20 protein-coding genes and 3 tRNA genes are annotated in these 25,996 nt (G+C 61.4%); 2 read left to right on the top strand and 21 right to left on the bottom strand.

All coding sequences use genetic code 11. The annotated features are described in order from the left end of the window. Positions 1-25 precede the first annotated feature (25 nt). From bamA to HPTL_RS04395, 19 genes are all read right to left on the bottom strand, one after another. Complete coding sequence (bamA, locus tag HPTL_RS04485; RefSeq protein WP_119334902.1) at positions 26-2,371, bottom strand: outer membrane protein assembly factor BamA; 2,346 nt, start codon at positions 2,369-2,371, stop codon at positions 26-28. A 3-nt stretch (positions 2,372-2,374) separates the two neighbouring features. Beyond that, the gene (gene rseP, locus HPTL_RS04480; protein ID WP_119334901.1) at positions 2,375-3,730 is read right to left on the bottom strand and encodes an RIP metalloprotease RseP; all 1,356 of its coding nucleotides are present in this window, start codon (positions 3,728-3,730) and stop codon (positions 2,375-2,377) included. Next, on the bottom strand, positions 3,727-4,938 hold the full coding sequence (gene dxr / locus HPTL_RS04475; RefSeq protein WP_119336074.1) for a 1-deoxy-D-xylulose-5-phosphate reductoisomerase: 1,212 nt from the start codon (positions 4,936-4,938) through the stop codon (positions 3,727-3,729). The genes rseP and dxr overlap by 4 nt, the downstream gene beginning before the upstream one ends. A gap of 45 nt (positions 4,939-4,983) precedes the next feature. Next, entirely contained in the window at positions 4,984-5,796 is an 813-nt protein-coding gene (locus HPTL_RS04470; RefSeq protein WP_119334900.1) for a phosphatidate cytidylyltransferase, read from the bottom strand. Then, the gene (uppS, locus tag HPTL_RS04465; RefSeq protein WP_119334899.1) at positions 5,796-6,554 is read right to left on the bottom strand and encodes a polyprenyl diphosphate synthase; all 759 of its coding nucleotides are present in this window, start codon (positions 6,552-6,554) and stop codon (positions 5,796-5,798) included. The genes HPTL_RS04470 and uppS overlap by 1 nt, the downstream gene beginning before the upstream one ends. Before the next feature lie 4 nt (positions 6,555-6,558). After that, complete coding sequence (frr, locus tag HPTL_RS04460; protein ID WP_119334898.1) at positions 6,559-7,119, bottom strand: ribosome recycling factor; 561 nt, start codon at positions 7,117-7,119, stop codon at positions 6,559-6,561. 15 nt (positions 7,120-7,134) lie between these two features. Continuing rightward, a complete protein-coding gene (gene pyrH / locus HPTL_RS04455) occupies positions 7,135-7,854 on the bottom strand; it encodes a UMP kinase (RefSeq protein ID WP_119334897.1) in 720 nt (239 codons plus the stop codon). Positions 7,855-7,873: 19 nt separating this feature from the next. Beyond that, positions 7,874-8,761: a translation elongation factor Ts gene (gene tsf, locus HPTL_RS04450; protein ID WP_119334896.1), complete on the bottom strand. Its 888-nt coding sequence runs from the start codon at positions 8,759-8,761 to the stop codon at positions 7,874-7,876. A gap of 63 nt (positions 8,762-8,824) precedes the next feature. Beyond that, positions 8,825-9,607 carry a 30S ribosomal protein S2 gene (rpsB, locus tag HPTL_RS04445; RefSeq protein WP_119334895.1) on the bottom strand — a complete coding sequence of 261 codons (783 nt, stop codon included), beginning with the start codon at positions 9,605-9,607 and terminating at the stop codon, positions 8,825-8,827. A 132-nt stretch (positions 9,608-9,739) separates the two neighbouring features. After that, positions 9,740-10,969: an aspartate kinase gene (locus HPTL_RS04440; RefSeq protein ID WP_119334894.1), complete on the bottom strand. Its 1,230-nt coding sequence runs from the start codon at positions 10,967-10,969 to the stop codon at positions 9,740-9,742. A gap of 16 nt (positions 10,970-10,985) precedes the next feature. Beyond that, positions 10,986-12,947, bottom strand: a complete 1,962-nt coding sequence (gene mnmC, locus HPTL_RS04435; RefSeq protein WP_119334893.1) for an FAD-dependent 5-carboxymethylaminomethyl-2-thiouridine(34) oxidoreductase MnmC — start codon at positions 12,945-12,947, stop codon at positions 10,986-10,988. 7 nt (positions 12,948-12,954) lie between these two features. Beyond that, positions 12,955-14,355, bottom strand: coding sequence for a glutamate--tRNA ligase (gene gltX / locus HPTL_RS04430; protein WP_119334892.1), 1,401 nt, complete (start codon positions 14,353-14,355; stop codon positions 12,955-12,957). 19 nt (positions 14,356-14,374) lie between these two features. Further along, positions 14,375-15,433 (bottom strand): L-threonylcarbamoyladenylate synthase, encoded by a 1,059-nt coding sequence (locus tag HPTL_RS04425; RefSeq protein ID WP_119334891.1) that lies wholly within the window; start codon positions 15,431-15,433, stop codon positions 14,375-14,377. A 7-nt stretch (positions 15,434-15,440) separates the two neighbouring features. Beyond that, positions 15,441-16,622: a 5-(carboxyamino)imidazole ribonucleotide synthase gene (locus tag HPTL_RS04420; RefSeq protein WP_119334890.1), complete on the bottom strand. Its 1,182-nt coding sequence runs from the start codon at positions 16,620-16,622 to the stop codon at positions 15,441-15,443. Positions 16,623-16,628: 6 nt separating this feature from the next. After that, positions 16,629-17,093: a 5-(carboxyamino)imidazole ribonucleotide mutase gene (purE, locus tag HPTL_RS04415; protein WP_119336073.1), complete on the bottom strand. Its 465-nt coding sequence runs from the start codon at positions 17,091-17,093 to the stop codon at positions 16,629-16,631. A 122-nt stretch (positions 17,094-17,215) separates the two neighbouring features. Then, positions 17,216-18,073 (bottom strand): bifunctional methylenetetrahydrofolate dehydrogenase/methenyltetrahydrofolate cyclohydrolase FolD, encoded by an 858-nt coding sequence (gene folD / locus HPTL_RS04410; protein ID WP_119334889.1) that lies wholly within the window; start codon positions 18,071-18,073, stop codon positions 17,216-17,218. A gap of 50 nt (positions 18,074-18,123) precedes the next feature. Further along, positions 18,124-18,199 (bottom strand) — tRNA-His (locus tag HPTL_RS04405). Positions 18,200-18,221: 22 nt separating this feature from the next. Beyond that, positions 18,222-18,298, bottom strand: a tRNA-Arg gene (locus HPTL_RS04400). Positions 18,299-18,339: 41 nt separating this feature from the next. Continuing rightward, a tRNA-Pro gene (locus HPTL_RS04395) sits at positions 18,340-18,416 on the bottom strand. A 237-nt stretch (positions 18,417-18,653) separates the two neighbouring features. On the opposite strand from HPTL_RS04395, the gene katG reads away from it, so the two are divergent. Both katG and HPTL_RS04385 read left to right on the top strand, forming a co-directional pair. Next, the gene (katG, locus tag HPTL_RS04390) at positions 18,654-20,843 is read left to right on the top strand and encodes a catalase/peroxidase HPI (protein ID WP_119334888.1); all 2,190 of its coding nucleotides are present in this window, start codon (positions 18,654-18,656) and stop codon (positions 20,841-20,843) included. Between the two features lie 58 nt (positions 20,844-20,901). Further along, positions 20,902-21,876, top strand: coding sequence for a 2-hydroxyacid dehydrogenase (locus HPTL_RS04385; RefSeq protein ID WP_119334887.1), 975 nt, complete (start codon positions 20,902-20,904; stop codon positions 21,874-21,876). Positions 21,877-21,910: 34 nt separating this feature from the next. On the opposite strand, the gene HPTL_RS04380 is transcribed toward HPTL_RS04385, so the two are convergent. Next, the gene (locus tag HPTL_RS04380; protein WP_119334886.1) at positions 21,911-22,726 is read right to left on the bottom strand and encodes a carbon-nitrogen hydrolase family protein; all 816 of its coding nucleotides are present in this window, start codon (positions 22,724-22,726) and stop codon (positions 21,911-21,913) included. A gap of 11 nt (positions 22,727-22,737) precedes the next feature. Continuing rightward, entirely contained in the window at positions 22,738-25,920 is a 3,183-nt protein-coding gene (locus HPTL_RS04375) for a YhdP family phospholipid transporter (RefSeq protein ID WP_119334885.1), read from the bottom strand. Positions 25,921-25,996 lie beyond the last annotated feature (76 nt).

Below are 25,996 nucleotides of genomic sequence, written 5' to 3'. Positions count from 1 at the left end.
CGTGGTTGTGATACATCTACAGATCTTAGAATACCGCACCCAACTGGAACTGGAAGCGCTCGGTTTTGTCCGGCACCCCGTTGATGTCTTTCCGCACCGGTACCGCTACTGCGAACCGCAACGGACCGATCGGCGACACCCAGGTCAATCCAACCCCAGCGCTCACGCGCAAATCCTGCAAACGCATCTTCTCTTCTTCACCCCAGACATACCCCGAATCGACGAAGACCGACCAACGGAACGATTGGTCGCTGCCGCTCCCGGGCATCGGGAAGAAGTATTCGGCGTTGAGGATGAGGCGACGCGTCCCGCCGTACGCGTCCCCGTATTCGTCTTTCAACCCGAGCGACGAAGCAGCAAAACCGCGCACGGTGGTAATGCCACCGGCGTAGAAGTTGCGGTAAAACGGTACCGCTTTACCGCCGTACGCTTTCTGGTAACTGAACTCAGCGTTGAGCATCAGTGCGGTTTTACGGGTCACCGGGAACCAGTGTTGGTGTTGCGCGGTGATCCGCCACAATTTGACGTCACCCGGCGGGAGGTCAATTTCGCCCACCAGCCGCTGGTAGATCCCCTTGGTCGGCAATAACCGGGAATCGCGCGTATCGCGTGCCCAACCTGCGGTAGCGGCAAGGGTCAAAATCCCCCCACAATCGTATTCGCTCAAGCCGGGGGTACAAAAATCGATGTAGCGTTGCGGACTCGTGTCGTAGGTGACGATCTCGGTGCGGTCGACCGAAAGGCCGAAGTTGATGCGATCCTCTTCGGCAATCGGCCAGCCAACCCGTATCCCCGCGCCGAGCGATTTGGTCTTGTAGCTCGAAACGTAAAGCGAACTCACGTTCGAGGGATCGTACGTGCGATGATAGAGGTCGTAGCCGACGGATACCCCATCGATCGTATAGTAGGGATCGGTAAAAGAGAGCGAAAAGGTGCGGCTTGCTTTACTGGTATCAAGACCGAGCGACACCGATTTGCCTGTGCCCAGGAAATTTTCTTGCGAGATCGAACCTGAGAGAACCAATTTTTCCGCACTCGAAAAACCGGCACCGATCATCAAGTTCCCCGTTGGGCGCTCCTTCACCTGAACCTTGACGTCGAGCTGGTCGCTCACCTCCGGCGCAGGCTGGGTGTCGACGCGCACCTCGTCGAAATAGCCCAACCGCTCCACCCGCTCTTTCGACTTCTTCAGTTTCGCGACGTTGTACCATTCCCCTTCCAATTGCCGGAGTTCACGCCGAATCACCTCATCGCGCGTTTTGCTGTTGCCAGCGATTTCGATGCGGCGCACGTACATTCGCCGTCCCGGGTCAACGGCAAGGGCAAAGGCCACGGTCTGTTTTTCTCGGTCGATTTGCGGAACCGGCGTGACGTTGGCGAACGCATACCCCTCCTCACCCAAACGCTCGGTGATTCCCTGAATCGACTGCTCCAGTTTTTCCCGCGAATAGGTGTCACCCGGTTTGAGCTGCACCCGCTCGACCAATTCCTCCGCCGGCACAGGGAATTCACCCGTGAGCTTGACGCCGCTCACCCGGTAGGGTTTGCCTTCGTGGATCGCGATCGTGATGAAGATGTCGCGCTTGTCGGGTGAGATCGCGACGTTCGCCGATTCGATACGAAAATCGAGATACCCTTGGTTCATATAGAACGCGCGCAGGTTTTCGAGATCCTGCGAAAGCTTTTCGCGCGAATATTGATCCGCCTTGGTGTACCAGGTGAACCACCCGGGTGTCGTCAGTTGGAACTGATCGAGGAGATCGTCTTCGGCAAAGGCGCGCGCACCCACGATCTTGATTTCGCGAATCTTTGCGACTTCCCCTTCGTTGATCTCGAAACGCAGTGCGACGCGGTTCCGGGGAAGCGGGACCACTTCCGCGCGCACTTGCGCGGCGTATTTCCCTTTCGCCAGATATTGGCGTTTCAACTCTTGTTCCGCCTGCCGTACCAGCGCAGGATCGTAGATACGTGCCTCAGCGATCCCAATGGCGCGCAGCGCTTTTTTGATCTGGTCCGGTTCGAACTCTTTCATCCCGCTGAAAAGGATTTCACCGATTGCGGGACGTTCATCGACGACGACGACCAGGACGTCGCCGTCGCGTTCGACGGAGACGTTACGGAAAAAACCGGTTTCGAAGAGGCGCCGCACCGCTTCGTCGGCCAACTCGGGCGTGATCCGATCACCGATACGGACCGGCAAATAGCTGAAAACGGTACCCGGCTCGACACGCTGAATCCCTTCGACGCGGATATCGCGGACGACGAACGGCTCCAGCGCCCAACCGGGCAATGCCCAACACGCAAGCGCGCCCGCAACAAGCGCATGACGCTGGATCGATCGCGCACGCAGCAAAAGAGAGACCCTGCTCATAAATCAGCTCAACCAACGTAAAAAATCATTGAGGAGCGCCAACCCCATCAGAAAGACCAAAAGCGCCATTCCGATGCGCTGTCCGAGGATTTGCGCCGTGTCGGACAATGGCCGCCCGCGCAACCACTCGATCGAATAATACAGCAAATGCCCCCCGTCGAGAATCGGAATCGGCAGGAGGTTAAGCACGCCCAGGCTCACACTGACCAGCGCCAAAAAACTGAGGTAGTGCGCCCAGCCCAGTTCCGCGCTCTGTCCCGCGACGGTCGCTATCGTCAATGGCCCAGAGAGGTTTTTCACCGACGCTTCGCCGACGAGCATCTTACCGATCAATTTGAGGGTCAACCCCGCCATCTCGAGCGTTTGTTCCCATCCATAGAGGAGCGCTTCCGTTGGCGCATAGACGACGCGACGGACGAACGCGTCACGATCGGGCGCACGCGCCTGAACCCCCAAACGCCCAAAGCGGCGCCCATCCCGCTCTGGCACCACTTCCAAAGTCACCTGGGCGCGCATCCGCTGACCCGCGCGGAGCCATTCGATCGCGACGGTTTCCCCTGGATGACGCCGTACCGTTTCGGCAAGCGTATCCCAATCGGTGATCGGGGTGTTCGCCAATGCAACGATCTCGTCCCCCGCGCGGAGGCCGGCGGCGGCCGCTGGACTATCTGGCGCCACGGCACCGATCACCGGCGGCAACTGGGGACGCGCAGCCACCAGCCCCAGTTGGTGCAACGGGTCGCCACGATCGGGGTCGAGTTCGACTTGGGAGAGCGGCAAGACCACCTCGTAGGTCGCTGCGGCTTGATCGCGGAGGGTGAGCGTCACCACATCCTGACCATCGGCGATCGCCTGCAACACTGTCCAACGAACCTGCGGCCAAGTATCGGCAGGCGTCTGATTCACCGCGACGATCTGTGCCCGGGGAGGGATTCCAACCGATGCCGCGAGCGAGGCTTCAGGGGGATCGACGAACGCGAGCGGCTCTTCGACCCCGATCACCGCCACCCAGGCGTAAAAAAGGATCGCCAGAACGAAATTCGCAAGCGGCCCCGCCGCGACGATCGCGATCCGCACAAGCGGCGGTTGACTGTCGAACGCGTAGGGTTTTTCCGATTCCGGGACGGGCGCTTCCCGGGAATCGAGCATCTTGACGTACCCCCCCAGCGGGATACCCGCAACGACCCATTCGGTACCACGACGATCACGCCAGCTCAATAGCGGTTTGCCAAACCCCACGGAAAAGCGAAGGACCCGCACGCCAAACGCGCGCGCAACCCCGTAGTGGCCCAGCTCATGGAACCAAATCAGAATCCCCAGCGCGAGCACAAAGGCCACGACCGTATGCAAAACGCTCATCCAATGCTCCAGCGGGAGACCCACCTGCGCGCTTTTTCCCGCGCTGCCTGATCGATCGCAAGCGCCGCCTCGACGCTGGTCACAGCCGTCACAGGGATTTCCGCTAGCGTTTCGGCAATTACCGCGGGGATGCGATCGAACGCCAAACGCCGCTCCAAAAACGCCGCAACCGCCACTTCGTTCGCGGCATTGAGCACCGTGGGTGCACAATCGCCCGTTCGTGCCGCTTCGAAGGCCAGACGCAGACAGGGGAAACGGTCGAAGTCGGGTGCCGCAAAGGTGAGCGTTTCCCGAACGACCAGCGCCAACCACGAAGCCCCTGAGGTGATGCGCCTCGGCCACGCCAGCGCGTGCGCGATCGGCACCCGCATGTCGGGTTCCGAAAGATGGGCAAGCACCGAGCCATCGCAATACTCGACGAGCGCATGCACGATGCTTTGCGGATGGATCAACACCTCGATTCGCTCGAGCGGCAAGCCAAAGAGCCACATCGCCTCGATCACTTCGAGGCCTTTGTTCATCATCGTTGCCGAATCGACGGAGATCTTTTGCCCCATCGACCAGGTGGGATGCGCACACGCCTCTTCGGGGGTAATCGACGCGAACGTGCCCGGGTCACGCGTCCGAAAGGGGCCGCCAGAGGCGGTAAGCACAAGGCGCCGGATCATCTGCTGCGCGTCTTTGAGTTGCCACCCCCCCGATTCGGTGGTGACGACGAGCGAACCCAAACATTGGAACAGCGCGTTGTGTTCCGAGTCGATCGGCAACAGCACGGCCCCCGATCGGCGCGCCGTTTCGGTGAGCAGCGCCCCGGTCATTACCAGCGCCTCTTTGTTGGCCAACAACACGCGCTTACCCGCGGCAACCGCCGCGTAGGTACTCGGAAGCCCCGCCCCACCGACTACCCCTGCAATCACGGTGTCGACGTCGCTTGCTTGCGCAACCGTCACGAGCGCGTCGGCACCGGAGAGCACCTCGGTCGGCAGATCCTCTGCCGCAAGGTGGGCACGCAACGCATTCGCCGCATCGGGATCGACGACGACCGCCCAGCGCGGTCGGAACGTCTGACAGATCTCGAGAAGCGGCGCCCAGCGGCGATGCGCAGAGACCGCGACGACGGTAAAACGTTCGGGATGACGGCGAATCACCGCCAAGGCGCTTGCACCAATCGACCCGGTTGCGCCAAAGACGGCGACGCTTTGCGGCATCACGCTACCGTGCGCCATATCACCAAACGCCAACGGGCATACGCCTCACCAATGGAGCCACCACAATGCGGTAATCGGTAAAACCGCCAAGAGGGCGTCGATACGATCGAGCACGCCACCGTGCCCCGGAAGGATCCCGCCCGAATCTTTGACCCCAGCGTTGCGTTTCAACCACGATTCGAAGAGATCGCCCGTGACGGCAAGGAGCGCTACGCCAACGAACGCGAGCACCCAACCAAACACACCCTGCCCGACCCCCATCACAGGATAGAGTACCGCACCGTACGCGGCGACAGCACCCAACGCGCCCCAAAAACCCGCCCACGTTTTCCCGGGGCTCACCGCTTCAAGAAGTTTGCGCGACCCATAACGGCGGCCGACGAAGAAAGCCGCGGTATCCGCAATCCATACCAGTGTCACCGCAGCCAACAAAAACCCGCTCGAGACCTCGCGTAGCCCCAACGCAGCGATCCCAGCGCCCAACAGCGTCACCCACCCCAAAACGAGACCAATCAAGCGAGAACAAAGGGGAATTTGGAACTGCACCATCACCGGCGCGAGCGCGACCCAGAAAAAGAGCGCAGGGATCACTGCAGCCGCAGCAACGGGCGCATGGATCGCACCGGTGGCGATGCCCGTTACCCGCCACAGGACTGCCAGGAGCGCAACGGTGACACCAGCGTAACCGATTGCTTCGATCGACGTCAGCTTGACGAGTCGCCCCCACTCCCACGCAGCTGCGCCGATCACGCTCGCGATGAAGAGCGCCCAGAGCCAGTCCGGCGCAAAGAATGTCAGCAACAAGAAAACGACCAGAGCAACCACGGCTGTCGCCGTACGTACTAGCAATTCGTTCATCACTCACCCCCTTGTGTTGTCGTAAGCTGTTCACTCGTCCGCCCGAAGCGCCGCTCCCGTTCGCGGTACCATTGGATCGCCGCATCGAGCGCCGCGGCGTCGAAATCGGGCCAGAAGACCGGTGTGAAATAGAGTTCGGTATAGGCCAACTGCCAAATCAGGAAATTGCTGATCCGCTGTTCGCCGCCGGTTCGGATGAAAAGATCGGGCTCTGGCGCGTCGCCGAGCGCCAAGTAAGGCCAAAGATCGCTTTCGCTCACCCTTCCCGCCAATTCCGGGCGGTCACTCAGCAAGCGGTTGAACGCGTTGAGGAGGTCCCAGCGCCCGCCATAATTGACCGCAACGTTGAGGGTGAGCCGCGTATGGCACGCCGTTTTCGTTTCTGCCGCTTCGATCAGCGCGCGAAGCTCATCGCTCAACCCGTCACGGTTGCCGATGATCCGCAACCGGATGCCATTTTTGTCGAGCCGAGCGACCTCGCGCTTGAGCATCAAACGAAAGAGCCCCATCAAAAAATGGACCTCTTCCGGCGGACGGCGCCAATTTTCGGAACTGAACGCGAAAAGGGTGAGGTGTTCAACCCCCAATTCGGCACAGTGTTGAACGACCGTTCGCACTGCTTCGACCCCGCGCCGATGCCCTTCGATTCGGGGCAGCCCTCGCGTCTTTGCCCAGCGGCCATTGCCGTCCATGATGATCGCGATATGGCGAGGAATCTCGCCGACTTCCGGTATCGCTAAGGTCGAAGAGGTGTGCACGGGATCAGATCTGCATCAATTCGGCTTCTTTTTTCTCGATCGTCTCGTCGATGACCTTGACGAACCGGTCGGTCAGTTTCTGCACCTCTTCTTCGGCGCGACGCAGTTCGTCTTCCGTGATCTCTTTTTTCTTCTGCAGCTCTTTGAGCGCTTGGTTGATGTCGCGGCGGACGTTGCGCACCGCAACGCGCGCCTGCTCGCCTTCGTGGCGAACCACTTTGGTCAGCTCGCGACGACGCTCTTCGGTGAGCGGCGGCATCGGCACACGGATGATCTCCCCCATGTTCGCCGGGTTGAGACCCAAATCGCTTTCGCGAATCGCCTTCTCCACCTTGCTCATCATGCTCTTTTCCCACGGCTGCACGCCAAGGGTACGCGCATCCAAGAGCGTCACGTTCGCCACCTGGGGAATGGGCACCATCGTCCCATAGTATTCGACCATCACATGGTCGAGGATCCCCGTGTGGGCACGACCGGTACGAATTTTGGTCAACTCTTCCTTGAGCGTCTCGACGGCTTTTTGCATCCGTCGTTCGGCATCCTTTTTCAACTCTGCTACGCTCATCGATCGTTCTCCTCTTCAGGAATGCACGAGCGTTCCCTCGTCTTCGCCACACACCACGCGCAACAGTGCGCCGGGCTTGAAGATCGAAAAGACGTTGATCGGCAGTTTGATGTCACGACACAGCGCAAAGGCGGTGGCATCCATCACCTGAAGGTTGCGTCCGATCGCCTCGTCGAACGAGATCCGCGCGAAACGCTGTGCGTCCGGGTTCTTGGTGGGATCGGCGGAATAGATGCCATCGACTTTGGTCGCCTTCAACACGATTTGGGCGCCGATCTCGGCGCCCCGAAGTGCCGCCGCGGTATCGGTTGTGAAAAACGGGTTTCCGGTACCCGCGGCAAAGATCACGACCCGCCCCTCTTCCAAGTGGCGGATCGCACGGGCACGGATGTAGGGTTCGACCACCTGGTCGATGCGCAGCGCCGACTGCACCCGCGCCGCAATCCCCGTGCGCGCGAACGCGTCGGCAAGCGCCATCGCGTTCATCACGGTGGCGAGCATCCCCATGTAGTCGGCGGTGGCACGGTCCATGCCACCGGCAGCCCCCTGCATCCCGCGAAAAATGTTGCCGCCCCCGATGACCACCCCTACCTGGACACCCAACGCCGTGACCTCGCCGATCTCCTTGACGATGCGCGCCACGACGGCTTCGTCGATCCCGTAGCTCCGCTCTCCCATCAGAGCTTCGCCAGAGAGTTTGAGGAGAATTCGGCGGTAGGCGGCAACGGCGGTCATCGGCGCACTCCAGCTCGGGTTACGATTTGGCGGCAGCGGCTTGCGCGGCGACTTCGGCCGCGAAGTCGGTGCTCTTCTTCTCGATCCCTTCGCCGACGATGTAGAGCGCAAAGGTCGCGACCCGTGCCCCGCGGCTCTTCAACAACTGCTCGACAGTGGTCTTGTCGTCCTTGACGAAGCCCTGCCCCAAAAGGGTGACCTCTTTGAGGAATTTCTGCACTGCGCCTTCGACCATCTTTTCGACGATGTTGGCCGGTTTTCCGGACTGCTGCGCCTTTTCCGCCGCAACACGACGTTCCGATTCGATCAGCTCACTCGGCACACTGGTGGCGTCGAGCGCTTTGGGCTTGAACGCGGCAACGTGCATCGCCAAGTCTTTCCCCAGCTCGTCGTCGCCACCGACGAGGTCGAGCAGCACGCCGATCTTGCTGCCGCCGTGGATGTAGGGGAAGACCTTCCCTTCGGCCTCGATGCGAACGAAGCGGCGAATGGTGATGTTCTCCCCGATCTTGCCGATCAACTCGCGACGCACCTCGTCGACCGTTTTGCCCTCGAGCGGCAATTGTGCCAACGCGTCGAGGTCGGCCGGGTTGTGCCGGGCGACCAGCTCCGCGACCTGCTTCGCAAACGCTTGGAAGTCTTCGTTCTTCGCGACGAAATCGGTTTCGCAGTTGAGTTCGACCATCGCAGCCAATTTGCCGTCTTCGGAGAGGTAGGTCGCAACGACCCCTTCCGCGGTGATCCGCGTCGACGCTTTCGCTGCTTTATTCCCCAAGCGCACCCGCAGAATCTCTTCGGCCTTCGCCAGATCGCCGTTGGCCTCAGTGAGCGCCTTTTTGCACTCCATCATCGGCGCGTCGGTGCGCTCACGCAGCTCTTTCACCATTTGCGCTGTAATCGCTGTCATTTCGACTCCTTGAATTCTCTTATATCCGCAATGGGTTTTTGATCGGGGGCAAGGTTGTGGACGTTACGCCTCGTCATCGAACGTTTCTTCAATCCCCTCTTCGACGACCGTCTCTTCTTCCACTTCGACGAAGTCGTCCGAGACCGCAGTGACCACCTCTTCGAGCGCCATCGCGCGCCCTTCGAGCACCGCGTCGGCGATCGCACGCGCGTAGAGGCGCACGGCGCGAGCCGAGTCGTCGTTACCCGGAATCACGTAATCGATACCGTCGGGCGAATGATTGGTGTCGACCACCCCAACCACCGGAATCCCCAGTTTGTTCGCTTCGGAGACCGCGATCTTATGGTGGCCGACGTCGATCACGAAGATCGCATCCGGCAGATGTTCCATTTCACGAATACCACCAAGGCTCTTTTCGAGCTTGGCGATCTCCCGCTCCAGCCCGAGTTGCTCGCGCTTCGAAAGCTGTGCGACGGTACCGTCTTCGAACATCTGTTCGAGTTCGTTCAACCGCTTGATCGACTGGCGGACGGTCTTGAAGTTGGTGAGCATTCCACCGAGCCAGCGCTCATTGACGTAGGGCATGCCGCAACGCTCGGCCTCTTCGGCGATGATCTCTTTTGCTTGCCGTTTGGTTGCAACAAAGAGGATCGTACCCCGGTTTTGCGCGAGCCGACGCACGAATTCGGTAGCGCGGCGCAACCGCTCGACAGTATGTTCGAGGTTGATGATATGGATTTTGTTGCGTTCACCGAAGATGAACGGCGCCATCTTCGGGTTCCAGAAACGGGTTTGGTGACCGAAATGGACACCGGCTTCCAACAATTGACGCATCGAAACGTTCATGAAAGACTCCTTGACAAGGGTTGAACCTCCGCCCGCACAGCCGCTCAGTAACCTGAGACCCTTGTGCGACACGGGCGTGTGGATTTGCCCCTTCCGAAAGAAGGGGCGCCGAATTATACCACGAGGCCAGGATTACTCTTGCGGTGCGTCGAGATCGAACGCTTTGTGCAGCGCACGGACCGCAAGCTCGAGGTATTTTTCGTCGATCACCACCGAAATCTTGATCTCGGAAGTCGAAATCATCTGGATATTGATCCCTTCGTCGGCCAGCACTTTGAACATCTTCGCCGCAACCCCGGGATGCGAGCGCATCCCCACGCCGACGATCGACACTTTACAGACGCTGCGATCCCCTTCGACCGCGCGCGCGCCGAGCGCGCGCTTCACCTCTTCGAGAATACCCAACGCTTTTTTGAGATCGTTTTTCGAAACCGTGAAACTGAAATCGGTCGTTCCGTCGTGACCGACGTTTTGCACGATCATATCGACGTCGATGTTCGCCTCAGCGATCGGGCCAAGGATTTGGTACGCCACCCCCGGTTTGTCGGGCACACCCAAAAGGGTTACTTTCGCTTCGTCGCGGTTGAACGCGATTCCAGAGATGATCGGCTGTTCCATGGATTGTCCTTCCTCAACGGTAATCAAAGTCCCTTCACCGCCCTCCTCGAAACTCGAGAGGACCCGCAATTTCACTTTGTATTTGCCGGCGAACTCGACCGAGCGGATCTGCAGCACCTTCGAGCCCATGCTCGCCATTTCGAGCATCTCCTCGAACGTGATGCAGTCGAGTTTGCGCGCTTCCGGAACGATCCGCGGGTCGGTGGTATAGACCCCATCGACATCGGTGTAGATTTGGCACTCGTCGGCCTGAAGCGCCGCGGCAACCGCCACTGCAGTCGTGTCCGAACCGCCGCGGCCCAACGTCGTCACGTCCCCCTCGACGTCGATCCCTTGGAAGCCCGCAACGATCACCACTTTCCCGGCGTCGAGCTCCCGTTCGATCGCCTCGCGCTCGATCGAAAGGATGCGCGCTTTGGTGTGCGCGCTGTCGGTATGGATCGGCACCTGCCAACCGGTGAAGCTCTTTGCAGGCACCCCGATCTCTTGCAGCGCGATCGCCAGAAGACCGATCGTGACTTGCTCACCGGTTGCGATCACTTGATCGACCTCACGCGGGTCAGGATTTTCGGAAAGTGCTTGGGTCAAAGCCACCAAACGGTTGGTTTCCCCGCTCATCGCGGAAACGACGACCACCACCCGGTGACCCTCGCGGTGGTACTGCGCAACCCGACGGGCAACGTTCTGGATCCGTTCGACCGAACCCACCGACGTCCCGCCATATTTTTGGACGATCAACGCCATGTCAAGCCCCTACCCTTTAGGAATCGGAAAACGGTGAGTGTAACAAATTGCGGCGGCGCACAAAACGGGCGGGATCGACTGCCGCTGCCAAGCGACGACTCACCGGCCACGGCTCGTCGGCGATTTGTGACGCAAGGAGCTCGCCAGCGAGTGCCGCGATCGCAATTCCCCGTGCACCCAAGCCGTTGAACACCCACAGGCCGCTGTGCCACCGCTTCGGATCGTCCCAACGGCCACTCGGCGCGAGCGCGCCGACGATCGGCAGATGATCCTGCGTTGCGGCGCGCCAGGCGACTCGACCGGCCAAGCCAGCGTTCCGCATCGCGAGGTCCGTAGGTTGCCAATCGACCATCGCCTGCAGGCGCTGCCAATTGGCTTCGTGGTCGCTTTGGCGCAGGGTAGGATGCCAATCGTCCGGTGTCGCCGTCGCACCGAAGAGCAGGAAACCCCGTTCGGGCGGGATGAGATAACCGCTTCCCGTCACGACCACGCGTGGGCGCGCTTCGCGCGGATGGGGCAGACAACTCACTTGCCCTCGGACCGCATGCAGCGGAAGCGGTGCGCCCGGATACGCGGGCATCGCACCCCACATCATCCCGTCCTGAACAAAAGACCGTGGCCAGGATGGAACCGCACCTGCCCCCGTAGCCAACACCACTGCGTCGCAATCCATGGAGCGAACCGATGCGCCCTGGGTGTCTGCCGCAGACGCGGGCCGCCACGCGACCCGCCAACCGTTCTCGGTAGGAGTAATCGCCGTGACCTGTGCCGACCAGATCGTCGCAAGCGGATAAGCACGCAACCACGCAGCCACCAATGCGGGTGGGGTCACCCAGCCGCCACACGGAAACCACCAACCGCCGAAACGGGTCGTGACGCCTGCGCGGGCGCTCGCCTCGGATTGTGTCACCCAAGTGAGCAGCGATTCGGGCAACGCCAGTTGCGCAACGACCGCGCGCATCCGCGCCTCGTGCGCTTCCGATTTCGCGATCTGAAGCGCGCCACACCACCGCCCGATCGCGCCGAGTGCCGCCCACCGCGGCCAGCGGCTGCGCAAAGTGAGGAGCCCCGTTCGCGTCCATTGCGCCCAAAGGTTGTCGTCGAAACTGGGCAACCAACGCGCGGCCCCTGCGCAATTCCCAGACGCACCTTGGGCGGGCGCAGCGTGTGCGTCGAACAGGGTCACCGCGATTCCGCGTTCGGCAAGCGCAACGGCAACGCTCGCCCCGGCAAGCCCACCACCGACGACCGCAACCTGCTTGGGCACGGTGCGCGGTGGTGGTCCGTATGCTGGCGCTACTGCTTCGAGCCGCTCCCGTTTTCCTCCGAACCCGGGGCACCGCCGCACTTCGAGCCGATTCGCGGCAAGCGCACGGCGCACACGTCCCGCCGTACACCACGACGCGACCCGCGCGCCCGAGGCAAGCCGTTTCGCGAACGCGCCCAAAAGGAACTCCGACCACATCTCGGGATTCTTTGCTGGCGAAAAGCCATCGAGATAGAGCGCATCGAAGCGACCGGCAAGTGCCTCGACTGCCGTCATGGCCTCATGCCAGACCAACGTCAGCCGCACGCGGCCGCCATCCAGCCACAAGCGGTGAAACCCGGGAATCGGTAACGGATACTGTTCGAGCAGTTCGGCAACGAGCGGTCGCCAGCGCGGGTCGTTTTCGTACTGACGCCAAAATGCGCCCATCTCCTCACGATCGCGCGGGAAGGCGTCGATCGCAACGTAGTCGAGCGCGGCGCATCGTCCGGGATCGTGCTGCCACGCGCGCCAGGTCACGAAAAAATTGACGCCGAAACCGAACCCATTTTCCAGTAGCGCGAAATGACGACGACCCCGCCACCGCTCGGGCAATCCGACGCCGCGCAAGAAAACCGTTTCGGCTTGCCCCAGCGCGCCAGCACGGGTATGGTAAACGTCACCGAAGCGTTCTGAAAACGCCGCGCCATCGACCCAGCGCCAGTCGCGCATTGTCCGCTCACACCAGCCGATCAAGACGCGCCAGAGTCTCCCGTTTGCCCAATACCGCCACCACCTGATCGATCGCAGGCGACTGTTTCGTCCCCAGCAACACCACCCGCAATGGGATGCCCAATTTGGGCATTTTCACACCACACGCAGCCAACGTCGCTTTCATGGCCGCGGCGATCGTTTCGGGCGTCCAATCCGTTTCGGGCAGTGTTTCCAATCGGGCGCGAAAATCACGCAACACCGTTCGCGCTAGGTCATCTACCTGCGCCGCAACCAGTTCGGCAGGAGGATGCACCGGCTGGTAGAACGGTAGGACCAAATCGGTGAGGACCTCCAGTGTGTCGGCACGGTCGCGGTAGAGTGCGACCACCGTTTCAAGCTGAGGGCCATGCTCGGGATCGACCCCGCGGCGCGCCAAGCGCTCCGCCACCTCGCTTGCCAGCCGCGCAATCGGGGTCTCTTTGATGTAATGGGCATTGACCCAACGCAATTTGTCGAAATCGAAACGCGCCGCGGAAGGTGTGATGTGGTCGAGATCGAACCACGCAACCAGTTGCTCGCGGGTGAACAGTTCGTCGTCGCCGTGGCTCCAACCGAGGCGCGCCAAGTAATTGACCATCGCCTCGGGCAGATACCCGTCCGCATGGTATTGCATCACCGAAACGGCGCCGTGGCGTTTCGACAATTTCTGTCCGTCGGGTCCCAGAATCATCGAGAGGTGGGCAAAGTGCGGCAGCGTTGCCCCCAGCGCATGATAGAGATGGATTTGCCGCGGCGTGTTGTTGACGTGGTCGTCACCCCGGATCACATGGGTAATCGCCATGTCCCAATCATCGACCACCACACAGAAATTGTAGGTAGGTGTACCGTCGGCGCGCGCGATCACGAAGTCGTCGAGTTCGCTGTTGTCGAATTCGATCCACCCTTTGACCAGGTCGTGCCACCCCACCTTACCACTCGTGGGCGCTTTGAAACGCACCACCGGGGGAACGCCGTCGGGAGGCGGAGGAAGCACTTTGCCCGGTTCGGGACGCCAGCGCCCATCGTATTTGGGTTTCAGTCCCTGCGCCCGCTGCGCCTCGCGCATCGCTTCGAGCTCTTCGGGCGTAGCATAGCAGTAATAGGCTTTCCCTTCGTTCAGCAACCGCTGGATCACTTCCCGATAGCGGTCCATACGCTGCGTTTGATAAAACGGCCCTTCGTCGTAATCAAGGCCGAGCCAATGGATCCCGTCGAGGATCGCCTGAACGGCTTGCGGCGTCGAACGCTCGCGATCGGTGTCTTCGATCCGCAGGATGAACTGTCCTTTGTGGTGGCGCGCGTAGGCCCAATTGAAGAGCGCGGTACGCGCACCCCCGAGATGAAGATAGCCAGTCGGACTGGGCGCAAAACGGGTTCGAACGCTCATCGTCTCTCCTTACGTCTCGTCAGCGGCTGGCCGCACGGCGAAGCCGGTCTCGCACCGCGGTGAGCAACGGGCTATCGCCTTCAGGGAGCGCAACCCACAGCTCCTGCGCTCCGCTTGCATCCAGGGTGCGCAGCGCCTGGTAGAGCTGCTGCGCGATCGCCGCGTCCGCTTCGGGTTGGGGTAGGCGTAACGTCTCTCCAGGCGTTTGAGGCCAATCGGGAGGAAACCAAACCGCGTGCGCGACCGCTTCAGCACCTGTTGCCGTTTCCACAAAGCGTCGATACGCTTCCCGACACCACAGACGCAGCGGCGTCGTTGGTGCATAGTGCGAAGGCAACGCCCCAGGAACGCGCGGATCGTCCGCGCGCTCAGAACCGACAACCGCCGGTTTCACGCTCTCATGCACAGGAGCGCGCACCGTGATCGATAGCCCGGCCGCCTGTAACGTCTGCGCGATCTCGTCCGCACTCGCAGCACCGGGTCGTAGCACCACGGCACCGACCGATGCAAGACGGCTCAAATCGACGATCGTCGACTCGACCCCGACCGGCGTCGGACCCGCATCGGCAACCCAAAGCTCAAGCGTCGGAAATTCTTCCACGACGTGTTGCGCCGCAGTCGGCGAGACCCGACCAAAGCGGTTGGCCGAAGGGGCCACGACGCCTCGGCCAAGCTTTTCGATCACCGCCAGCGTGAAGGGTTGTTGCGGAACGCGAAGCGCGACGGTTGGTTGCCCTCCGGTCACCTCACGCAGTACCGTCGACTGTGCCGGCACGACCAGCGTCAGCGGCCCCGGCCAGAAACGCTCTGCGAGCACCGCCGCAGCACGTGGCCAAACGGCCGCATAGCGTGCTGCCATCGCAGCTGAGGCCAAATGGACGATCAGAGGATGATCCGCCGGGCGACCCTTCGCGGCAAAGACCGCTCGAACCGCGGCCCGATGCTCGGCATCTGCGGCAAGACCATAGACCGTTTCCGTAGGCAGCGCGACCAGAGCGCCTGAGGCCAAACGGGACGCAACCGCATCGACGCGATCCGCAGTTGCCGGTATCAGGGTGGGCCGATCAGGATGCACCATGCGCCCCTCACGCCCACCCGTTCGTCGGCAATCCCAGTTGTTGGCGCGCGGCACACACCGTTTGCCGAACTGCTTCCCATGAGGAACCTGTAACGGTGAAGTGCCCCATTTTGCGCCCAGGCCTAGGTTCGTGCTTGCCGTAGAGGTGCAGCGCCACTCCGGGCAACGCCAGGAGCCGCTCCCACTCGGGTTCCCGCCGGGTTCCATCGGCGGCGAACCAAAGATCCCCCAAGAGGTTGTTCATCACTGCGAGGGAGTGGGTCCGAACCGGGGCAAGCGGCAGCGCACAAAGCGCGCGCACCTGTTGCTCGAACTGCGAAACGGAACAGGCGTCGATCGTATGGTGCCCACTGTTGTGCGGGCGCGGCGCCATCTCATTGACCGTGAGGAGCCCGTCGTCCGTATAAAAAAACTCGACGCCCAACACCCCAACGTAGTCGAGCGCCGCAGCGAGACGCAACGCCACATCGAGCGCATGTACTCGGATCGCTTCCGGCAAAGAAGCCGGCGCGGTCGTCGTATCGAGGATGCCGTTGCGATGAACGTTTTCCCCGGGCGGAAACGCCTCGGCAGTCCCATCGACACCACGGGCCAAGACAACAGAGAGCTCGGCTGCCAACCCCAACCGCTTTTCGAGCACGCACGGAACGCGACCCAGCGATTCCCAAGCGGAAAGGAGCGCATCAGAGGTCTGGACCGAGCGCTGCCCTTTACCGTCGTACCCCAGCCGAGCCGTCTTCAAAATCGCAGGATAAGCCGACGGCGGTACCGCAGCGCAATCGTCAGCCGACTCGATCACCCAGAACGGACCATAAGGCAAGCCATTGGCCGCAAGGAACCGTTTTTCCTTACGACGATCTTGACACACTTCGACCGCATCCGCCCCCGGACGCACCGGAATCGCGCGCGCCAACGCACGCAACGCTTCAGCCGGAACGTTTTCGAATTCCGTGGTGGCCGCAGCGCAATGTCGTGCAATTTCGGCAAGCGCGTCGGCATCGTCGTACGGCGCAACCAGATGACGGTCGGCGATCCGCCCCGCCGGTGCGTTCGGATCCGGATCGAGCACCCAGACGCGAAAACCGAGCTCCTGCGCGGCGCGCACGAAAAAGCGGCCCAACTGCCCACCCCCCAACACCGCCAGCGTTGCTGGCGGAACGATTGGTTGCGGCTTACCCTTCGCGTCCATCTTCGTTCAGCGATCCACCAACGTCATCGCATCTACTGCGGCCACCTGCTCGTTCCGGAACGCCGCCAGTTTTTCGGCAAGTCCGTTGTCGGTGGTCGCCAACATCGCCACGGCAAAGAGCGCCGCATTCGCCGCGCCCGCTTCGCCGATCGCGAACGTTGCAACGGGAACCCCTTTGGGCATCTGCACGATCGAATAGAGCGAATCGACCCCGGAAAGCGCACGGCTCTGCACCGGCACTCCCAAAACGGGAAGGGTCGTCTTCGCCGCGACCATCCCCGGCAAATGGGCGGCGCCGCCAGCTCCCGCAATGATGGCCCGCAAGCCACGCACCGCCGCGGTCTCCGCATAGGCGAACATCCAGTCCGGGGTTCGGTGTGCCGAGACCACCAACGCTTCGAAAGCCACTGCGAAACGTTCCAATACCGCGGCCGCAGCGCGCATCGTCGGCCAGTCCGATTCCGAACCCATCACGATACCCACAAGCGGGTTTGCACCAAAACGCTTTACCCGTTCGTCGCGCAGTACGGCACGCAACGTTTCGGGCAAAGCCACGTTGTGCGCGTCGTTAACTTCGGAAGCGATTGCGCCCATCACGATGCATCCTGGGATTGCAATTGACGTTCCGCTGCGGTGACGGTATTGGCCAACAACATCGCGATCGTCATCGGCCCCACACCGCCCGGCACCGGCGTGATCGCTTTGGCAACGGGTTGGGCCGAGGCGAAATCGACATCCCCAACGAGCCGACCATCGTCCAGGCGATTGATCCCGACGTCGATCACCACCGCCCCCGGTTTGATCATCGCACCGGTGATCAAACCGGGGCGCCCCACAGCCACCACCAGCACGTCGGCGCGCTGCGTTACAGCGGCGAGGTCACGCGTTCGCGAATGCGCGAGGGTCACCGTAGCACCTGCTTGCAGCAACAACGCCGCCATCGGTTTGCCGACGATATTCGAGCGCCCAACGATCACCGCTTCCGCACCGACGAGATCGACGTTGGCTTCGGCCAAAAGCCGCATCACCCCAGCCGGGGTGCAGGGCGCAAAACAGGGACGACCCTGCCAAAGCCGTCCGAGGTTTTCGGCGTGGAACCCGTCGACGTCTTTGGCCAGCGCAATTCGTTCGATCACCTCGGTTTCGTCGAACTGCGGCGGAAGCGGCAGTTGTACCAGAATGCCATGCACCGTTGGGTCGGCGTTCAACGCGTCAATCGCCGCAAAGACCTCTGCCGGCGCACAATCGGCAGGAAAGCGAAAAGCTCGGGATTCGATGCCGACGTCGCCGCAAGCAGCGATCTTGTTGCGCACATAGACTTGAGAGGCGGGGTCGTCACCGACCAGGATCACCGCCAGCGTGGGTTTCACGCCTTGAGCGGTCAATCGGGCAACGGAGGTTTTGAGTTCGGCGCGAACGCGCGCCGCAAGCGCTTTGCCGTCGAGGATCATCGCTTTTCCTCAAAAAAATAGGCCGGCAAATCCGGCCTTGCGCAATTCGGTGGGGCGACATACCGGATTCGAACCGGTGACACCTGGAGCCACAATCCAGTGCTCTACCAACTGAGCTAATGCCGCCACAATCCAGAAACCTTGTCCGTGGCCTGCCCGACAGGGATCGAACCTGTAACCCCCGGCTTAGAAGGCCGGTGCTCTATCCAGTTGAGCTACGGGCAGATCACCGAAGCTCTTCCCCGTCGGAACGACGGCAGGCAGTCTGGTCGGGGTGGAGGGATTCGAACCCCCGACATCTTGCTCCCAAAGCAAGCGCGCTACCAGACTGCGCTACACCCCGGAAGACCGAGATATTACTGAATCACCGACGGATTGTCAATCGCTGGGTAGCACGATCCACGAAGAGATCCAACAGCCACAACCCGAGAGGAGCGTGCTATCGGACTGTCCGTACCCTATCGGAACGATTGCCAAAATCGATTGGATTTTCATCGACCCTTTTCTATACTGCCCCAAGGCCATTGCTGATGCCCTGGCTGTACCTCAAAACCGAATCAACGTGGACAGGAGAAAGAAGATGCGTGATACCGAAAAGGCAAGCGGCTGCCCCTTTCATACCGGCGCGGCAACCACAGCCGATCCCAAAAACGATCCCTACGCCTGGTGGCCTTCGGCGCTCAACGTCGAAATACTCCACCAGCACGACACGAAAAGCAACCCCTTACCGGGATTCAACTACCGCGAAGCGGTTCGGACCTTGGACGTCGAAGCGCTCAAAGCCGATCTGCGCAAGCTGATGACCGAGAGTCAGCCCTGGTGGCCTGCCGATTATGGACATTACGGTGGGTTATTCATCCGCATGGCATGGCATGCGGCTGGCTCTTACCGCGCTGCGGACGGACGCGGTGGCGCCAACACCGGTAATCAGCGTTTTGCTCCGCTCAATTCCTGGCCGGACAATGCCAACTTGGACAAAGCGCGGCGGCTTTTGTGGCCGATCAAAAAGAAATATGGCAACAAAATTTCGTGGGCCGATCTCATCGTGCTGGCAGGAAACGTCGCGTACGAGTCGATGGGACTCAAAACGTACGGTTTCGCCTTTGGGCGCGAAGACATCTGGCAGCCAGAAAAGGATGTCTATTGGGGATCGGAACAGGAGTGGCTTGCGCCGAGCGACCAGCGCTACGTGGATCTCGACAACCCGGAATCGCTCGAGAATCCACTGGCCGCGGTGCAGATGGGTCTGATATACGTCAACCCCGAAGGGGTCAATGGCCAACCCGACCCGAGCAAAACCGCGCAGCACGTTCGCATCACTTTTGCGCGCATGGGGATGAACGACGAAGAAACCGTTGCGCTCACCGCTGGCGGACACACTGTCGGAAAAGCGCACGGTAACGGCAACCCCGCGCACCTTGGTCCTGCCCCCGAAGGCGCCGAAATCGAAGACCAAGGATTGGGCTGGCTCAACAAAACCACACGAGGCGTCGGCCGTGATACCGTGACGAGCGGACTCGAAGGCGCCTGGACCCCAACGCCGACGCAATGGGACAGCAGTTACTTCGAACTGCTTTTCGGCTACGAGTGGGAACTGACCAAAAGCCCGGCAGGAGCGTGGCAGTGGCAGCCAATCGGCATTCGTCCGGAGCATATGCCGCCAGACCCGGAAGATCCCAGCAAGCGGACCATGCCGATGATGACGGACGCGGACATGGCGCTCAAGGTAGATCCAATCTATCGCCCGATCGCCGAGCGCTTCTGGCGTGATCCGGAGTATTTCAGCCAGGTCTTTGCCCGAGCCTGGTTCAAACTCCTACATCGCGACATGGGGCCGCGGACACGCTATATCGGCCCGGAAGCGCCGCAAGAAGACCTCCTATGGCAAGACCCTGTCCCACCCGGACCACGCGACTACGACGTAGGAGCGGTGAAACGGGCGATTCGCGCCAGCGGCCTCACCGTGCCAGAGCTGATCGCCACCGCTTGGGACAGCGCGCGAACGTTCCGCTGCTCCGATTACCGTGGTGGAGCAAACGGTGCGCGCATTCGCCTCGAACCACAGCGCCGCTGGGAAGCCAATGAGCCGGAACGGCTGGAAAAGGTCCTTGCTGTCCTGGAGCCCATCGCGCACCACTATGGTGCCAGTGTCGCGGACGTGATCGTACTGGGCGGCAACGTGGCCATCGAAATGGCCGCCGAACGCGCCGGTTATGCGATCGAAGTCCCCTTCGCGCCTGGTCGTGGCGACGCCACGCAAGAATGGACCGATGTCGATTCGTTCGAATGGTTGCGACCGCTCGCCGATGGTTTTCGCAATTATTTGAGCCCACAATACCATCGACTTCCGACGCGACAACGGCCGGAAGAATTGCTCATCGACCGAGCCCATTTGCTGGGTTTGACCGCTCCCGAGATGACCGTATTGGTCGGTGGCTTGCGTGTGTTGGGTGCCAATTACAAAAACGCGCCCGAAGGGGTCTTCACGGATCGCGTTGGTACCCTGAGCACCGACTTCTTCGTTCATCTCACCGACATGAGATACCGTTGGGCGCCGCTTGCTGACAACCGGTATGCGCTGATCGACCGGGAAAGCGGAGAAACGCGATTCACGGCAACTCGCGTCGATCTGGTCTTTGGCTCCAATTCGATTTTGCGCGCCTATGCGGAGGTGTACGCGCAAGACGACGCGCACGAAAAGTTCGTTCGCGACTTCGTGCGGGCCTGGACCAAGGTGATGAACGCAGACCGCTACGATCTCCGGCCATAATCTTCGCAAAGCGACGGTGATTGGTTATGATTGCCTAGCGCGACAAAGAATGGCAGCGATGAAAAAGAAGATCCTGGTTACCCGCTGGATTTTTCCCGAAATCATCGAACGGCTTGCCGCGTCGTGCGTGGTCGACTTTCATGACCAAGACACCGCGCTTCCCCCAGAAACGTTGGCGGATCGCCTCGCTGACAAAGACGGTGCCATCACCTTTCTCACCGATCGCATCGATGGCACTGTCCTTGCACACGCCAAGCGCTTGAAAGTGGTGAGCAACGTCGCGGTTGGCTACAACAATTTCGACTTGGACGCGCTGACGCGCGCTGGCGTGATGGCGACCAATACGCCCGACGTGCTGACGGAGACTACTGCCGACACGGTTTGGGCCTTGCTGTTGGCCAGTGCCCGTCGTGTGGTTGCCGCTGACAAATGGGTACGGGCAGGAAATTGGAAAGGTTGGCAGTTCCACGATCCGTGGTATGGACAGGACGTTCACCACGCGACACTCGGTATCTTGGGCATGGGGCGCATCGGACGCGCGGTTGCGCGACGCGCCAGTGGATTTGCGATGCGGGTGCTCTATCACAACCGCCATCGCCTACCGCCTGAGTCGGAAGCTGGAGCGCAGTGGGTAGCGTTCGACGAACTGCTGGCGCAAAGCGATTTTTTGGTCGTGATGATTCCGTACTCGCCGGCCGTGCACCATCTCATCGACGTCGAAGCGTTTGCGCGCATGAAACCCACCGCGCACCTCATCAACGTGGCACGCGGAGGGATCGTCGATGAGGCTGCACTCATCGAAGCGCTGCAACACAACCGGATCGCAGGAGCAGCACTCGACGTTTTCGAAAACGAGCCGCACGTCGATCCCCGCTTTTTCGCGTTAGAGAACGTCGTCCTCACGCCCCACATCGGCTCATCGACACGGGCAACCCGTTTCGCGATGGCCTCGCTGGCTGCCGACAATCTGCTGGCGGCATTGGCAGGGCGCCGTCCCCCCAACCTGTTGAATCCAGAGGTTTTGTCCTCCTGACGTTTCGACGGGCACGGGCGCGTGCGTACCCGCGTCAGAACACCCGGTGCGTGAGCGCTGGCAGTTGCGCACGCACCGCGTCGAGCACGTCACGGCGCCACTCAGCCATCACCCAACCCGTGCCTTCGGCATAGAGCGCTTGGACAGTCCCCCAGGGATCGATCAGCATCGAGTGGCCCCAGGTGCGCCGACTGCTCTCATGCCGCCCCCCTTGCGCACTCGCCGCGACATAGCAGAGGTTTTCGATCGCCCGTGCGCGCAGCAACACTTCCCAGTGCGCCTGACCGGTGGTGTGGGTAAACGCAGCGGGCAAAACGATCGCATCAACCGGTGCCACGCGGCGGAAAAATTCGGGAAACCGTAGGTCGTAACAAACGCCAAGGGTAAAACGCCACCCTTCGAGAAGAAAGGTCACCCCTTCCGTGCCCGCTTCGATTTCCCGCGCTTCGTCGTACGATTCCGCCCCTTTTTGAAAACGGAAGAGATGGACCTTGTCGTAACGGGCATGCACGTTTCCAGAGCGATCGAACACGAGGCAGCTGTTGCGCATTCGATCCGGGTCGTTCGCTTCGAGCGGAATCGTGCCGCCGATCAACCAAACGCCATACGTTTGCGCCCATCGTGCCATCGCAGCCTGCAACGGCCCATCGCCCCAGCGTTCGCGAAGCGCAAGCCGCACCGCCATTTCGCGATGGATGATCGGCCAGTACTCCGGCAATACGACAACGTCCGCGCCGGCTTGGGCGGCACTGGCAACCAGCCGCTCCGCGGTTGCCACATTCTCCTCGACCCGGGGGGTGCTCACCATTTGCACCACCGCCACCTGCAAGGTTGCCAAATCGGATGACATCGCGTGACTCCTCATCGCTCGTTGGGTGGATTGTCCCGCAAAGCGGTCACTTGCGGTGCACGCCATGAGCCGCTGACCCGATAGCGTTGCACAAGGATCTGACCCAACGGGTCGCCTAGAATCTGTTGCCCCAGGAACGTGAGCAACCCCGCTACGGGATTGACAAACGCGATCGCCGTCGCAGCAGTGTTGCCCAGGCGCGGCACCACACGGATCTCCAATTCTTGCGTCTCGGCATCGAGATCGATGCTGCCGGCAAGCTGGGTCAATGCCACCGGCGCATCGATCGTGAGATCCGATGTGGTCAGATAACCGTTCGCGACGGCGAAACTGCCCATCAAGCGGTCGTACGCCAACCCTTTTTGGGTGAGATCGCGGAAATCGAGCTGCAAGCGACGAAAGAGCATCGGCAAACTGAAAACGGTGAGCAACTTTCCGGCACCGGGCTCGATTTCGGAAAATACGCCTTTTTCAAGAGCAATCGACCCGGTACCTTCCAATGTGCGCCAGGTAAAGTCGAGCGGGCTCCCTGGCCAAGAAAGCGTCGCGTCGATGGTGCCCTGTCCCTTCTCAATCCCAGGCAATTGCCACAGGGTTGCCAACGTGGCGCCAAAATCGCCGATCTGGGCTTCGATATGCCAAGTGCTGCGCGTACGTGTCTGACCACCCGATGCATGCGGCCGCCAGGAACCACGCCCGCGAAGCCGATAGCGACCGGGTTGCACCAAAAGCGCGTCCTGAACCCGCCAGGTAGCGCCATCTTGCGCCGCAACCAGCGCGAACCGCCCCAACGGAGCATCGGCAACGCGCAAATCGGCAACCGTGACGCGCGCCGTAGGCCAGCGACTGGGATCTAGAGCCGCGATCCGGTTGGAATCGTGCGTTGCGTTTCCCGAGGAAGCGCGCGAATCGTTCTGGGATCTCTTCTGCTGCGGCGCAACCCACAAGCGGTCGAATTCGGCTTCGAAACGGTCGATCCGATCCCCACGCTGCGTCACCGTACCACTGCCGATTACCTCCGCTGCACGAACTTGGAAATTCCACTGCGTGGCGTGCGCACGCCCCGTGAACCGGACTTGATGCCACTCGCGCTGCATCGCGGTCAATTGGTCGACAGAAAGTGTGAGCGACGGCCAAACTGCCTGCTGCGCTTGCCCCATTTCGTCCAACAACGCATCCCACGCGTCGAGATCGAGTCGTTCCAGCGCAACCGCGATCGCACCGTTGGGTGTTGCCGGCGGAAGCGCTACTTGGCCAATCGCCAAAGCCCACGCGCCCGTTTGCGTTCGTTGCCAACGCAACCGATCGCCCAGTGCCACCGATGCCTGCCACCCGGTTTTCGTCAACACCCCGTCCGCCTGCAGCGGCCACTGTTCGCTTTCTGTCTTTGCAAACGGCGCAGGAAACGCCAGCGCCAACCCATCGGCCCTACTCGTTACACGCCAGCGAATCACTCCCTCCGGTGTCCAGGTCACGTGTGCGCGCACCGGCGTCGTGCCTTGCAATGCAGCCGATGGCAAGCCCAGCTGCTGGGCCAACGTTTTGCCACTCAGCATTGCCGTGACTGCCACTTCGGAACGGGCACCGTCCGGCCAAGTGATCTGAATCGGGATCTCACCCCACACGCCAGTACCTTCCGCGGAGCGAACGCCGTTTGCGTCGAAACGGATCGTCGCCTTGCCCTGGGTCAATGGCCAAGCAGCGACCGCAGCCGGTACGGAAAAGCGATCCAACACCAAGGTTCCCGCAACGCCCACGGCACCTTCGGAAAGCGGGATCGTGAGCGCAAGGTCGAGGTGCGCATCCCCTTGCGCTTGCCATGATAGGAGCTGCGCGAGAGGGAGGTCATTGGCAAGCGGCGATTGCACGAGGTAACGCAACACGTTTGACCAGCGCCCTTCGACCGTTCCCTGCACCATGAGCACCGGCGCATCTGCCCCCAGGTCCGGGATCGTCGCGACAACGGGTGCAAAGCGCAGTTTCTCCGCGCGCGCGTCATGGACTTCGATATGAAGCGCTTCGTTGCGGAAACGCACCATGGCACGTTCGATCGTCACTGCAGGCCAACGGGAATCGAACTGCAAAGTAACCCCTTGCACCGGAATTTCGACCAGAAACACCCCCCTGCCATGACGAAAGGGGAACGCGGCCAACGGCCCTTCGATCGCCAAATGAGCTGCAGGGATCTTCCCTTGGACAAAAGCGCGACCCAACCAATCGACGGTGGTCTGCCCCACCGCAGCGGGAGGAAAATAGCGGGTAAACCGTGCCAGGTCGACCGCTTCGATCACCGCGTGCATCGCAACCCGCCGCGCGGCAGGGCGCTCGAGTGCATCGAGCACGCCACTTGCGGTGACACGACCTTCCGGGGTAACCGCATGGAAATGTTCGGTTTGCACGGTATACCCGGTAGCGGAATCATAGTGCCAGCGCCCCTGCCAAACCACGTCGGTAAACGTTTGCTCGGTTTCGGCAAACCACCCTTCGGGCCACCGCCACACGCTTTTCGCCGCACGAACGGAAAAAACGCCTTCTGCGCGACTACCGCGCAACGCACCGGAGATCCCGCTCACACCAGGGAATTCCGGCGTAGCGGGCAGTGACAATTCGGAAAATTGCAGCGCCACCTGCGTGATCGTGCGCTCAGCACCCCGCACCGTCCCTGCCAATTCCACGAAATTGGGTAGGACGAACGCCTCTGGTGCGTGGCCGGTTTCCCCCGCTCGGCTTTTCGTCCAGGTCGCCAAGAACGGCTGCCACGCGCGCCCCGTGACCCCAACCGCATGCCATTGCACCCGCCATTGCCGATCGAAGAGGTGGAGCGTTCCGGAAAGTTTTTCTAGTCCGACCCCTTGCGCGGTAAATGCGATCCGCCATCCCTCCTGCCAAGACCAACGCCCTTCAGCGCTTCCCCAGAGAAACGGTTTGTCACCTGCGTCGTCCCGCATCTGCCAGCGCGCAATGCGCCACTGAGGCGACGCCCACGCGTGCCACTCTCCTTGCACCCCCTCGAGCGCGATGGGCACCCCCACCGTTGCGCGCAACCACGCTTCGATTGCGGGACGAAACCAGTCGAGATTGGGCCACACCACCCAGCGCACACCGGCAAGCGCAAGCAGCGCCACCACGCCGACCGTTGCAAAAGCAAGCGCGAATGGGCGCCACGCACCGTGCCACGTGCGCACTTCCGTCATGCGTCGATCCTCCTTGCTGTCATCCTTGTAGCGCTGCTACCCATTATAATGGGCGCACTCCCTTGGGATGAGACGT

It is taken from the genome of Hydrogenophilus thermoluteolus (assembly GCF_003574215.1).
In the GTDB taxonomy this organism is placed as follows: domain Bacteria; phylum Pseudomonadota; class Gammaproteobacteria; order Burkholderiales; family Rhodocyclaceae; genus Hydrogenophilus; species Hydrogenophilus thermoluteolus.
The sequence above is the reverse complement of the archived record's forward strand: the minus strand, read 5'-3'. Positions and strand labels throughout refer to the sequence as shown.

Excerpts from the sequence above, each read along its gene's own strand:
- bamA (WP_119334902.1), bottom strand. The coding sequence starts at position 2,371 with ATGAGCAGGGTCTCTCTTTTGCTGCGTGCGCGATCGATCCAGCGTCAT.
- rseP (WP_119334901.1), bottom strand. The coding sequence starts at position 3,730 with ATGAGCGTTTTGCATACGGTCGTGGCCTTTGTGCTCGCGCTGGGGATT.
- dxr (WP_119336074.1), bottom strand. The coding sequence starts at position 4,938 with ATGCCGCAAAGCGTCGCCGTCTTTGGCGCAACCGGGTCGATTGGTGCA.
- HPTL_RS04470 (WP_119334900.1), bottom strand. The coding sequence starts at position 5,796 with ATGAACGAATTGCTAGTACGTACGGCGACAGCCGTGGTTGCTCTGGTC.
- frr (WP_119334898.1), bottom strand. The coding sequence starts at position 7,119 with ATGAGCGTAGCAGAGTTGAAAAAGGATGCCGAACGACGGATGCAAAAA.
- pyrH (WP_119334897.1), bottom strand. The coding sequence starts at position 7,854 with ATGACCGCCGTTGCCGCCTACCGCCGAATTCTCCTCAAACTCTCTGGC.
- tsf (WP_119334896.1), bottom strand. The coding sequence starts at position 8,761 with ATGACAGCGATTACAGCGCAAATGGTGAAAGAGCTGCGTGAGCGCACC.
- rpsB (WP_119334895.1), bottom strand. The coding sequence starts at position 9,607 with ATGAACGTTTCGATGCGTCAATTGTTGGAAGCCGGTGTCCATTTCGGT.
- HPTL_RS04440 (WP_119334894.1), bottom strand. The coding sequence starts at position 10,969 with ATGGCGTTGATCGTCCAAAAATATGGCGGGACGTCGGTGGGTTCGGTC.
- mnmC (WP_119334893.1), bottom strand. The coding sequence starts at position 12,947 with ATGCGCGACTGGCGCTGGGTCGATGGCGCGGCGTTTTCAGAACGCTTC.
- gltX (WP_119334892.1), bottom strand. The coding sequence starts at position 14,355 with ATGAGCGTTCGAACCCGTTTTGCGCCCAGTCCGACTGGCTATCTTCAT.
- HPTL_RS04425 (WP_119334891.1), bottom strand. The coding sequence starts at position 15,433 with ATGGTGCATCCTGATCGGCCCACCCTGATACCGGCAACTGCGGATCGC.
- HPTL_RS04420 (WP_119334890.1), bottom strand. The coding sequence starts at position 16,622 with ATGGACGCGAAGGGTAAGCCGCAACCAATCGTTCCGCCAGCAACGCTG.
- purE (WP_119336073.1), bottom strand. The coding sequence starts at position 17,093 with ATGGGTTCGGAATCGGACTGGCCGACGATGCGCGCTGCGGCCGCGGTA.
- folD (WP_119334889.1), bottom strand. The coding sequence starts at position 18,073 with ATGATCCTCGACGGCAAAGCGCTTGCGGCGCGCGTTCGCGCCGAACTC.
- katG (WP_119334888.1), top strand. The coding sequence starts at position 18,654 with ATGCGTGATACCGAAAAGGCAAGCGGCTGCCCCTTTCATACCGGCGCG.
- HPTL_RS04385 (WP_119334887.1), top strand. The coding sequence starts at position 20,902 with ATGAAAAAGAAGATCCTGGTTACCCGCTGGATTTTTCCCGAAATCATC.
- HPTL_RS04380 (WP_119334886.1), bottom strand. The coding sequence starts at position 22,726 with ATGTCATCCGATTTGGCAACCTTGCAGGTGGCGGTGGTGCAAATGGTG.
- HPTL_RS04375 (WP_119334885.1), bottom strand. The coding sequence starts at position 25,920 with ATGACGGAAGTGCGCACGTGGCACGGTGCGTGGCGCCCATTCGCGCTT.